Origin of the sequence: Proteus terrae (assembly GCF_003144325.1) — a bacterium.
Lineage (GTDB): Bacteria > Pseudomonadota > Gammaproteobacteria > Enterobacterales > Enterobacteriaceae > Proteus > Proteus terrae.
The window spans coordinates 198,582-210,820 of record NZ_PENS01000009.1; the positions used below are offsets into that span (position 1 = coordinate 198,582).

General features: G+C 33.5%; 11 protein-coding genes. 6 read left to right on the forward strand and 5 right to left on the reverse strand.

Going from position 1 to position 12,239, the window contains the following annotated elements; translation table 11 throughout:
* Positions 1–2 precede the first annotated feature (2 nt).
* Complete coding sequence (gene bcsA / locus DK857_RS10940) at positions 3–2,123, reverse strand: UDP-forming cellulose synthase catalytic subunit (RefSeq protein ID WP_109394492.1); 2,121 nt, start codon at positions 2,121–2,123, stop codon at positions 3–5.
* Positions 2,124–2,294: 171 nt separating this feature from the next.
* Entirely contained in the window at positions 2,295–2,693 is a 399-nt protein-coding gene (locus tag DK857_RS10945) for a hypothetical protein (protein ID WP_109394494.1), read from the reverse strand.
* 1,365 nt (positions 2,694–4,058) lie between these two features.
* Here DK857_RS10945 and DK857_RS10950 point away from each other — a divergent pair.
* The 3 genes from DK857_RS10950 (at position 4,059) to DK857_RS10960 (ending at position 6,362) form a co-directional block, all read left to right on the forward strand.
* On the forward strand, positions 4,059–4,610 hold the full coding sequence (locus tag DK857_RS10950; RefSeq protein ID WP_109402189.1) for an NADAR family protein: 552 nt from the start codon (positions 4,059–4,061) through the stop codon (positions 4,608–4,610).
* A 158-nt stretch (positions 4,611–4,768) separates the two neighbouring features.
* The gene (nagK, locus tag DK857_RS10955; RefSeq protein WP_109402190.1) at positions 4,769–5,680 is read left to right on the forward strand and encodes an N-acetylglucosamine kinase; all 912 of its coding nucleotides are present in this window, start codon (positions 4,769–4,771) and stop codon (positions 5,678–5,680) included.
* A gap of 97 nt (positions 5,681–5,777) precedes the next feature.
* Positions 5,778–6,362: a rhomboid family intramembrane serine protease gene (locus DK857_RS10960; protein ID WP_109394499.1), complete on the forward strand. Its 585-nt coding sequence runs from the start codon at positions 5,778–5,780 to the stop codon at positions 6,360–6,362.
* A gap of 19 nt (positions 6,363–6,381) precedes the next feature.
* Here the strand turns inward: DK857_RS10960 and satP are convergent, their stop codons facing one another.
* A complete protein-coding gene (satP, locus tag DK857_RS10965; RefSeq protein ID WP_098944031.1) occupies positions 6,382–6,945 on the reverse strand; it encodes an acetate uptake transporter in 564 nt (187 codons plus the stop codon).
* 346 nt (positions 6,946–7,291) lie between these two features.
* On the opposite strand from satP, the gene DK857_RS10970 reads away from it, so the two are divergent.
* Both DK857_RS10970 and DK857_RS10975 read left to right on the forward strand, forming a co-directional pair.
* A complete protein-coding gene (locus tag DK857_RS10970; RefSeq protein WP_375804076.1) occupies positions 7,292–7,699 on the forward strand; it encodes a YgiW/YdeI family stress tolerance OB fold protein in 408 nt (135 codons plus the stop codon).
* 498 nt (positions 7,700–8,197) lie between these two features.
* Entirely contained in the window at positions 8,198–8,647 is a 450-nt protein-coding gene (locus DK857_RS10975) for a DUF411 domain-containing protein (protein ID WP_109394503.1), read from the forward strand.
* Positions 8,648–8,751: 104 nt separating this feature from the next.
* Here the strand turns inward: DK857_RS10975 and DK857_RS10980 are convergent, their stop codons facing one another.
* Entirely contained in the window at positions 8,752–10,287 is a 1,536-nt protein-coding gene (locus DK857_RS10980) for an MFS transporter (RefSeq protein WP_227003158.1), read from the reverse strand.
* Positions 10,274–11,374 (reverse strand): HlyD family secretion protein, encoded by a 1,101-nt coding sequence (locus tag DK857_RS10985; RefSeq protein ID WP_109402192.1) that lies wholly within the window; start codon positions 11,372–11,374, stop codon positions 10,274–10,276. The genes DK857_RS10980 and DK857_RS10985 overlap by 14 nt, the downstream gene beginning before the upstream one ends.
* 118 nt (positions 11,375–11,492) lie before the next feature.
* Here DK857_RS10985 and DK857_RS10990 point away from each other — a divergent pair, with 118 nt between their 5' ends.
* The gene (locus tag DK857_RS10990; protein ID WP_109402193.1) at positions 11,493–12,125 is read left to right on the forward strand and encodes a TetR/AcrR family transcriptional regulator C-terminal domain-containing protein; all 633 of its coding nucleotides are present in this window, start codon (positions 11,493–11,495) and stop codon (positions 12,123–12,125) included.
* Positions 12,126–12,239 lie beyond the last annotated feature (114 nt).

The following is a 12,239-nucleotide window of genomic DNA, read 5'->3' on the forward strand; positions in this document are numbered from 1 at the left end:
GCTTAGTCATCCCCGTTAATAGATTGCACAGAGAGTGAAGCTTTTGCTTTCGTTCTTGTTGCTGGTGCTTTCACTTTTTGGCGACGACCAAAGAACAGTTCAAAAATACAACGCGTAATGCCTGCCAATTCTTTAAATGGTTTGTCTTTATAATCCGCTTGATGGATCCATGCATCAGCACGACCAAAGACAATACGCACTAATTTACGGCGAAGATTTAAATCAATAGGCAAGAATTCAAGACGTAGTTGATTGCTTTCTAAACTCACCATGTCAACAGGAACAGTAACTTCATCTCGTTGTACATTCAGAGTGATTGAAGTGACATTACGTTGGCGAAGTTCAGACATCTTATTCACGGCGATGCGAACGCCCCCCATTGAAATATCTTCAGTGGTTGTCGTTAACTCAGCACCATCATCAAAATGTAAGGTAATAGGGAGAGACGCGTTGATCCGTGTATGCTTACGAATTTGTCGAGTCTCTTTACCTACTGCAATAGAGGCAAGAATGATAAATAAACTGTAAGTTGCCCAAGAAAGGTTTAAAACAATAACCAGTGGATCAATACCTTGGAAGTCATTTAATAGGTAACGGATAACAACCCATGAAATCCCAGTAACCAGAAGAAGTGCAGTAATAATTAATGGACGTACAGTGAGATAATCCATATAGCTTTTATCAAGCAAATCACCTTTATCTGTTACGTTAAATTTACCTAATTTTGGTGAAACTAAGCTCAATAAAGTAGGTAACACCAAACTAAATGCCATAACAGTTTCATAAATTTCGCCCCAGAAAGAGTAACGGTATTTACCGATATTTTTCGAGTTTACATAAACCGACATGATTAAGTGTGGTAACGCATAGGCAAATATCATGCTGGCGGATGAAGCGATAATATTGAGGTTAAATAACATAAACAGTAACGGTGCAGTCAAAAAGATGATACGAGGTAAACCGTACTGAAAATGGAGCATGGCATTGAGGTAACATAAACGCTGAGGGAATGTTAAACCACGACCTAACATTGGGTTATCTACGCGGAATATCTGTGTCATTCCTCTCGCCCAACGAATACGTTGATTAACGTGCAATGCTAAACGTTCAGTCGCAAGACCTGCAGCTAAAGGAATATCAATAAATGCAGAGTTCCAGCCTAAGCGTTGTAATTTAAGCGCAGTGTGCGCATCTTCAGTTACTGTTTCAACAGCGATACCACCGATTTCTTCAAGGGCACTACGACGCATAACAGCACATGAACCACAGAAGAATGTCGCATTCCAGTTATCATTACCACGTTGAACAGGGCCATAGAAAAGCGCACCTTCATGCGGTGCATCTTTAGCCGCACTTAAGTTACGTTCAAATGGGTCTGGCGAGTAGAAATAGTGTGGTGTTTGGATCAGCGCTAATTTTGGATCTTCAAGGAAGCTACCGACTGTTGCCTGCAAGAAAATACGTGTTGAAATGTGGTCACAGTCAAAAACGCAAATTAGCTCACCGTCTGTTAATCCCATCGCATGATTTAAGTTACCCGCTTTTGCGTGATCATGAACTTCACGTTCAATGTAAGTTACACCAACATCACCAGCGAATTGTTTAAATTCTTCACGGCTACCATCATCCAATATATAAACTTTCATTTTATCTTGTGGATAATCGATAGCTTGTGCAGCTAAGACAGTATCACGTACTACATCCAAACTTTCGTTATAGGTTGGAATATAAATATCAACAGTAGGCCATTGAGAAATATCTTTAGGTAAAGGTGCTATTTTTCTATTTAATGGCCATGATGTTTGGAAATATCCTAGGACTAATATTATCCAAGAATAAATTTCAGCCATAAATAAACCACTACCTAAAACAGCCTCGATAGTTGTATTAAAATTTAAGGTATTTGTTGCACGCCAGTAGAGATAACGCGTTGACATCAACAATGAAATAAAAACCATTGTTAACAATCGTTTTTTTGATTTTTTAAAACCGATAACAAATAACAGCAATATATTGATAATACCGAATATATATTGTTGTTCGGCACTCATTGGCATAACAATGAGTGAAAACATTGTTATCAATAGAAAAGCCGTAATTAATGTTTTAAATATTTTATTCATAAACCCATACCTTTGTCATCGCCATAGATCTTTTCTTAAGACAAAGGCATCCCATCGACATTAATAAACATCGAAAAGAAATAAACCTATCTTAAAAAATAAAATAACAATGGCTAACGATTGACACCAGTCAATATTATTTATCTACACAAAGAGTTTTACTTATTTAGATTAGACAGAGGCAATAAATGACAATATATCTTTTAGTGATATATTTTCATGAGCATGAACTCTATCTGTTTCTTTGCTATCAAATATTTTATTATCTGCTAACAAATTTTTCTTACTCTTAATTAAACTGTCTTTCTTTGCTTTAACAACTAAAGCATCCTGGTGATAAGAAGAGATAGACGATGAAGTAACAGGCTGTTTTGGTTCGTTTTTCACAACAAGTGAAGTTTCAGAAAACGTATTATTACTTAAATTACTAATTTTATTATTATCTTCTTTATTTATAACTACTGGTTCTATTTTATTATCAACATCTTGTATTGTAGAGGAAGAAAACTCCTGAAAAGCAAAGGCATCTTCCTGAAACTTATCTTTTAGGTTACTAATATCATCATACATAGTGTGGCCCCTTTAATAACTGTACTCTAAACCTCGTTCAATAATTTGATGCTCATCCAAAATAAGGAAGAGAGAACCTTATAGATAATTTTTACAACAAGTTAAAAATATATCTTTATAAATTCATATTTAAACTCTCATTAAATCATCAATTAATGAACATCAACTATGTAGGGTAAAATAATCTTATAAACACCGATTTATTTAATTACAAATAAGCATCATCCGATTAGGAGTAATGATTATTTAAATTAAATTGTATAATTATTTTAATGAAAAAGACAACATCAAAAAAAGTATAAAAATTTAAATATTACTCATTTTCACTTCATAAAGTTGGGTATTTTTACTTAATTTAATATTCATTATCACCATCGAAAATAGCGTATTTTTCACCCAAAAAAACACGGTTAAAAACCGGATAATAACTACTATTAACTAATAACAATTTGTATAAATTTTATAAAAATAAAATTCTAAAATAATCCTTAATTAATATTATTTCCTCTAAGAACTAAAGAACCTTTCAAGATCAAATAAAAAAAATCTTCATATTTTCATTAAATTTACCCTCTAAAAAAGAGCAGAAAAAATGTTAAATATTATTAATCCATATTGATCATCATCAAAAATGATTTATTTTTTACACTCAAAAGGTGAATTTATTGCTTTTTATCATATAAAGATAGGCTGTTTTTATTGAAAAAAAATAAAATACATCAGTGTTGGTTAAGTTTTGGAAAAAACACCCTAAGAAAACAGACAAAAATAGATTATCTAACTATGAGTAGTATCACTATTTACTTATAGTAAATACCACTAAGAATAACCCGTATTTCAGGATAATTAACTTAAGTTATATTTTATACCTAAAACAGTATTGTTAATTTAGCTTAACAAACCAACAAGCGTGATCTAGTTCAAATTATAAATGTAACAATGAAAAAATACGTTATCATTCATTTAACCTATTGAATTTTATATTAAACAAACAAAACAATAGTTATATATACTAATAATTAGTATAAATACCCATTATTATGTTTTTTTATATTAAAAATACTTAACCAACTACATCTTTATACTAATAAAGTTATATCATTTTAAGATAATCTTTTTATGTAATCATATAAAATAATATACTTTTTAGATGTTTTTTTTTAAGAACAATCCTACGAGTTTAAGTTCTATTTTTTTATTATTCGATAGAAACTAATCAAAATAAGACGTTTAATTATATCAATATGATCAAATAGCGGAATCGCTTCACCTACTCACAGAATCACAAAAAGGCACTCTATCCTTCTTTACTTCTATGCTATCTTTATTAGATAAGCAAAAAGCCTTCGTGATAATGGAAAAAAAATGGATTTAGAACAATTAAAGAAAGATTTCCGTACAGGTAAGAAAATAAAATTTGTTTACTTTTGGGGACACAAAAGTAAAACAGATGAAGTCACAAAAAGTTGCTTTAGCCAATGGTACCCAGCACCCTTTATCTTAGATGATGTTCGTTACATCAGTGCTGAACACTATATGATGGCTGAAAAAGCGAAATTATTTAATGATATAGAAGTCAGAGAGCGGATTATCACTACATCTAATCCGGGCTCAGCAAAAGCATTAGGCAGAGAAGTAAAAGGGTTTGACCAAAGCATTTGGGAACAACACCGTATGGATATTGTTATTCGTGCCAATATCGCAAAATTTTCCCAAAATGAAGAACTCGGTAAATTTCTGATTTCAACAGGCAATCGTGTGCTTGTTGAGGCAAGCCCCGTTGATAAAATATGGGGAGTCGGTTTAAGTGAGCAAGATAACGAGATTAACAATCCTCTTCTTTGGAATGGATTAAATTTATTAGGCTTTGCTCTAATGAGTGTACGTAGTGTTTTGATTGAAAGTAGTAATCAATAGATAAAGAAAACTCAACTGTCACCAATCACTGTTCTTCTTTAACCTAGTGTATATAAGCAGTAGAGATAACTTAAGTATTGACTGAAATAGAAATGGCCATGTAACGACAACCTTGTCGTTACTATAAATAATATTTACAGAATAATTAAGAGACTGATATGTATTATGGTTTTGATATGGGCGGCACAAAAATTGAGCTTGCCGTTTTTGATAAAGATCTGACTCAAGTATGGCAAAAACGTGTTCCTACACCTAAAAATGACTATCAGGCATTATTGAATGTTTTTAAGGAACTGACTTTAGAAGCTGACAATGAACTAGATTGTAAGGGAAAAGTAGGTGTGGGTGTTCCTGGTATTGTGAATGCTACAGAAGGAACGGTGTTTACCACTAATGTTCCGGCAGCTAAATACAAACCTATGGTTCACGATCTCGCACATATACTCAATAGACCCGTTAAAGTCGAAAATGATGCTAACTGCTTTGCTTTATCAGAAGCTTGGGATCCTGAGTTTCGTCATCACCCTTCTGTATTAGGTCTTATATTAGGCACGGGAGTGGGTGGCGGATTTGTTATTGATGGCAAAGTATTGTCTGGTAAGAATGGGATTGCTGGTGAAATCGGTCATATGAATCTGAATGTAGATGCAGATAATGTGATCGGTGAGACGATGCCAAAAATTATTTGTGGCTGTGGCAAAAAAGCGTGTTTTGAAACCTATTTATCGGGCCGTGGTTTTGAACGTATGTATAAAGCCTTCAATCATACCCCACAAAGAGCGGTTGATATTGTTGAGCAATATTATGCAGGCGATGAAAAAACTCAAGAACATGTTGATCGCTATATGAAAGTACTTGCGATTTACCTTAGCAATATTCTTACTGTACTTGACCCTCATTTGATTGTTATTGGTGGTGGATTATCACAATTTAACGCCCTGTATGAACTATTACCTGAATATCTCTCACACTGTGTTTACGGCAATGCACAAATTCCATTAATAGAAAAAGCACGTCATGGTGATGCAGGTGGCGCTCGTGGAGCTGCTTGCCTTAATTTATTAGACTGATAAATAAAAAAGAGCCTTTCTTCTTTTTTCTTAAAGGCTCTTCTATTTATAGCTTATAGTGTTTTATCAGCACCATCACATTATTAAGGCTATCGGTATGGATAAGATTTGGTTTAAAAAAAGACTCACCTTTCTTGGTGGGTTAACTATCATATTAGTCTTACTTCAACTTATTAACTCACTACTCCCCATCTCTCTTCTTCAATGGGGCATTATTCCAAGAACAGGTGAAGGTTTAATTGGTATTTTTATCGCGCCTTTCATTCATGGATCTTGGTCTCATCTATTTAGTAATCTACTCCCGCTTCTTATTCTTAGCTTTTTATCCATGACCCAATCTCTACGAGAATATGTGTTATCCAGTATATTTATCATTATCGTAAGCGGTTTATTAGTTTGGATTTTTGGACGAAGTGCTATTCACGTCGGTGCAAGTGGATGGATTTTTGGATTGTGGTCTTTGCTTATTGCTCACGCTTTTACTCGACGTAAAATCATCGATATAGTGATCGCACTCTTTGTTCTATTCTATTATGGGTCAATGGCCTACGGATTAATCCCAGGACAATTAGGTGTATCAACAGAATCACATATTTCAGGTGTTGTTGCAGGGCTACTTTATGCATGGTGTGCAAGAAAGCTAATTCGCCGTAAAAGCCGAGTAGTAGAAGTGGCTAAATAGCCACTTCTCTATAAAACAGTTACTTATGACCAATTGGCAGTATTGTTCTGCCATACATCTCATTTAATACTTCAGCCATTGCAAGATAAAAAGCACTGGCACCACAAATAATACCTTCAAAACCTGCAATTTTTAAAATTAGTGCATTGCCGGTGATATTTCCTATCGCCAGTAAAGCAAATAAAACTGTCAGACTTAAAAAGACAAACTGTAGCGCTCTATTGGCTTTTAACGTGCCAATAAACATGAAAAAGGTAAATATTCCCCATAGCGCTAAAAACACACCTAAAAAGAGAGGTGTTGTTGGCTCGCTTAAACCCATTACTGGTAATAACCAAATTCCTACCAATGTTACCCAAAAGAAGCCGTAAGAGGTAAATGCAGTGGCGCCAAAAGTGTTGCCTTTTTTAAACTCAAAAATTCCAGCAATAACTTGAGCAATCCCACCATAAAAAATTCCCATACTCATAATGACTGAGACAACTGGGAAAAAACCGGCATTATGTATGTTCAACAAAATCGTTGTCATACCAAAACCCATTAAACCTAATGGACCCGGATTGGCAATACGTTCGTTAGTCATAAAACCTAAAACCTCTAAAAATAATAGGGGAAAATTAAAAAAAATTTGAAGGCGCTGGATGATAAGAGGTAACACATCCAAAAACAATGATCCCAAAGGGTATATTTTTGAATAACCGCCAACATCGATCCCAAGGAGAAATAACTAGTAGATTTAACTTAGAGAAAATAAGTATTTAGTGATAGATGCTTATATCAACAAAAAGAACAAAGCAAAATAAAGGTCTATAATTTAAATGTTAATATCAATCAGTTGATATATTAATACTTAAATTTACCTTAAAATGCGGTTTTATACATAGAAATGAAATAAAATCTAATACATTAATTAGTTTAATTATTAACCTATAAGCGAGCTTGTTATGAAAAAAATACTTGTATTATTAATCGGTAGTACTTTGGCTTTTGCATCTCAAGCAAGTACAACACATGAAGGTGGCTTTCAAGGATCTATTCAGCCCCCCACAGAGCAAGGTGGATTTAAAGGCCCTTCTATTAGTGAAACAACCGTTGCTAAAGCAAAAGATCTTTCTGATGACACTTGGGTTATCTTGACGGGAAAAATTACCAAAAAAATTGGTGATGAGCTGTATGTTTTTGAAGATACCACCGGCGGTATCAATGTAGATATTGATAATAAAAGATGGCGCGGACAAACAGTGACACCAGAAAATACTGTCAGAATTGAAGGTAAAGTTGATAAAGAGTGGACAAGTACCGAGATCGACGTAAAACAAATTACTATTATTAAATAATTATCATCAAATAATTTGTCTTTAAATTAAATACAAATTAATTATTATAAAAGCTAATATATTGAAATATATTAGCTTTTTATTTTTCACTTTTTTATATTTTAGTTTAATCAATAAAATTGGATCCTTTATACAAATTTCTCCGCTTTAACCTCAAGTTAAGTTTAGGTTTATAGTTATTATCAGTTAAAACACAGCTACTCTTCACAAGAGGTGATTTAACTCATGAGATACCCTCATAGTCGTTTACATCCTAACTACTCTACGTTTACCCTGTTTTCTCCATTTTAAGCCTGCTATGCAGGCTTTTTTTCTACTTATATCAAGTCATATTCTCGAAAAACATCAAAAAAGGATAAGCAAAGTATTATTTATACCTTTGTTTTCTATAAATATTTTTTTACAAAACTCTACGCGTTTATACCTTAATTAAATTGACCTTCCAGTAGGGGGAAAGATTATTGTTTCGTCTATCAACTTAATGAAAGGAATAAAACAATGAAAAAGTTATTACTGCCTTCTCTTATTGCAATCTCTGCTTTTACAAGTACAGCTTATGCTTCCAACCATAATGTTGTTGAGGTTTATAAAACAGAGAGTTGTGGATGCTGTACTTTATGGGCTGATGGTGTAAAAGAAGCAGGATTTAACGTTAAAGTGAATATAGTTTCAGAAACACAATTAATGGAAAAGTACCAACAAGCAGGTGTACCTAATAATTTATTAAGTTGCCACTTTGCGACTTATCAAGGTAAAGACTTAGTCGGACATATCCCGGTTGATAGCTTAAAAAATATCGACTTAGTGGATAAATCTAAATCCGGTATTGCTGTTGGTGGAATGCCTGCGGGAAGTTTAGGTATGTATGCTGGTGATTATAAAGAGCCTTACCAAGTTATCGCTTTTGATAAGTCAGGTAACCAATCTCTATTTAAATCTTACAACTAGTTTTTTTGTACTTGTTTGTTCTTACTATAATGCTGTTTTAATAGCGATATATCTCTCCGATAGTGCTATTTTCCTCTGCCTGTATTCCGTTTACAGGCAGTATTTTATTTTTGAATAGTAAATAATGTTGGCACAATAGGATTAGCAGGTGAAGGTTTTAAAAAAAATAGACAAATCAATCCTAAAACAACAAACCATGTTATTAAATGAAATCCATCTATAAAGGATGCAACATGAGACTCTCTTGTTATTAAAGCCATGACATCTTGAACGTTATCAAGCCCCTTTCCTAATAGTTTTTGCTCCCCTGTTTGCACATACCCTCTTAATGACCCTTGATGTGTATCATAAGATATTCTTAAATACGTATTCATTAAGGCCCCAGCTAGCGCTGGCATTAATACTCTTGCTATTGAAATATAAGCCCCAAGATGCAACGCTTCACTGGGTTTAATATTGGTCACAAATGAAGCAATTAAACCAATTAATAAAATACATTCTCCAATAGCTTGTACCACAATAAGCAAAAAGAAATCGTCCGCTCTCCACTGATAAGTAATTTGATGACCAAGTAAACAAGAAACACCAATAATAGTAATTCCGATCATCATCACTAAACGAGGTTCTAGCCGACGTGCGATAATAATGGCTAGAGGACTACAAAGAAGATAGGTAATAAAACCAACATTGCTTATTTCTCCTATTTGTTGTGCTTTAAAGCCTGCAACAATACTCAAAAAAGAAGGAACAAATAATGAGTTGGGCAACATTAAAAAACCGTATAAACAAGCAATGACAAAACAGACCCTTAAATTATAATTTGTAAGCCAATTTAAATATCCAAAACTTTTGCTATAAATTACAGCTCTAATAATAAAAGTAAGTATTAAAATAGCACTACCAAGTAAACAAGAAATAATCAGTCCTGAATCCCACCATCCAAGTAATTCACCTTGAATAACACTAATATATAATAGAGTTAAACCTAGACATTTTAATGTCATTCCTCCCCAATCACTTTGTGCAAGTTGCTCTTTATTGATAGGTGTAATTGGCATTCCACGCCAAGCAAAAAACATAATAGCTAACGAAAATAACATTGAAACCCAATAGAGCCAGCGCCAATTTAAGATTTCGAATATTGAACCAGATATTCCTACTCCTGCATCCATTCCGACTGAAACTCGTAGGCTATAAGCTGCCATAACGATTAGCCAAACATTAGGATTTAAACTTCTTAATGCCAAAGATATTGTCATTGGCAAATAGACTCCCAAACAAAAACCAATCAAAAAATGCAGTATTAATAAAAAAGGTAGCCCAATAAAATCACCACTACTAGAGACCAAAATACAACAGAAAAAAAGTAACAAGCTTGAGCTAATTAATATTTTCTCAGCACCATAAATCACCATAAACCAAGGTACTAATGTCATACTGATTAACTGAGCAGAATTAATTGCTACGTTTAACCAAGAACCTTGCACTATATCTAGAGCAAAAATACCGCGTAAATCAGCTAAAGACATAGAAAACATACGAATAAATAGCGTAGATAAAATAGCACCAAGAAAAACAGAAAATACTATAAATAAAGGCCTGTTTTCTTGTGCTCCTGACAAGAAATTAAGCGTCATCATCAACCTCCTCTATAGATAAACTTTCTGTGTCTATTTTTACCTCGGCAGACATACCAGCACGCAATTTTGCTAATAATTTATTATTACTATCAAAAGTGATGTAAACAGGAATACGTTGAACAACTTTAGTAAAATTGCCACTCGCATTATCGGCAGGAATTAGTGCCGATTCTCCACTACTTTGCGCGCCAATATAACGAACTTTTCCTTGATATATTTCATTAGGAAAAGCATCTATATTGATAGAAACAGTTTGTTCAGGAAGAATTTTTTTTATCTGTGTCTCTTTTAAATTCGCAATGATGTAAATATGATTTAGAGGAGTCAGTGTGACTATTTCTGTGCCAGGCGTAACTAAACTACCAAGATTGACTTTTATTTTATTTAACTGAGCATCAAAAGGGGCTTCTATTCTTGTATAAGTAAGTTCTGTTTCTGTTTGTTGATAACGTGTTTGAGCAATATTTTTTTCTGTTAGACGTATTTCTTCTTGAGCTTTAAGTAATACCAATGATTGTTTAGCTTGCTCCCATTCATTTTTAGCTGCGCTTTGTAATTTTATTAAACGTTGTAAATCAGATTGAGCGTCAAGGTAATTTTGTTGAGTTATAGCCCCACTTCGAATCAAATCTTTTCGTAATAAAGGATTTCTTTTCGCTTGAGCAACATCAATGACAGTCGCTTCATAGCGATTATGTAAAGTTTCGATATTAAGTTCAGACGCTTTTATCTCTTCTTTTAAATTATTAAGCTGTAATTGTGCTTTTTTAAACTCGGCAATAGCAGCTTCTTTATTAAGTAACTGTTCGTTATTATTAATAAGAGCAATAATATCTCCTTGTTTAACAAACTGATAATCCTCCTTTTTTATTTCAGAAATAAATCCCGTCATTCTTGATTTTAATATTGTAGGGTCTGTTTTTATGTAGGCATTATCAGTGGATTGATATCGTGCATCACTCCACCATTTATCCCAATCTAACGTTGCAGTTGTAATCAATACAATAACTAAAATAACAGCAATCCAAGGAGTATAAGTCATTATAAATTCTGTTATTTTTTCTTTTCTTGATAGCATATTTTTCATATTTCATTCCCAAATAACGATATTTCCACTCATTTAATCTTCAATCTAACATTGTTAGGTTTTACAAATATGGTAAACTAACAATGTTAGATAGAAAAGAGGGAAATGAGAATTATTTATGAAAACACCTAAAATTGAACGGCTGAAAGTATTGGATACCGCCCTTACATTACTAGAAACAGAAGGTATTGAAGGCTTAACAATGCGTAAACTAGCGGATGCTTTACAAATAAAAGCAGCCTCTCTCTATTGGCACTTTGATAACAAACAGACGTTAATTGAAGGGATCGCGGATAGAATAGTCAGCGATGTTGCTATAGATTTTGAATTTCATAATGATTGGAAAAAAGATATAGCACGTCTTTCTGCTGATTTAAGAAATGCATTTTTACTTCATCGAGACGGAGCAAGAGTATTTGCAGGTACTTATGTCATTTCTGAAAATGTATTACGTATAAATAATACTTTTATTAATGCAATTATGCAGTCAGGTGCTTCTGCTCAATTAGCCAGCAAGATGACAATGGCGTTACTCTATTTTATTTTAGGATGTTGTATTGAACAACAATCCGTTATGCTCATTGAAAAAGTAGAATTAATGAATAAAAGAGAAGCATTTGAGCAATTAGTCCAAGATAAATTCCCTCAAACTTGGCAAGCAAGATATGTACTTTTTGCCGATGATTTCACAAGCCGTTTCGAATTTGGGTTAGAGCAATTATTACTCGGTTTTCAGCATCAAATTAATTAAATCATAACCACCCGTAAAACGGGTGGTTTGCTCTTGCCCTATAAGGGCTTATTACCGACTGCGCCTAAATGACGCTGCTTTCTCTTCGTTCAAGCTAAGTGTCTTTGCTACTTT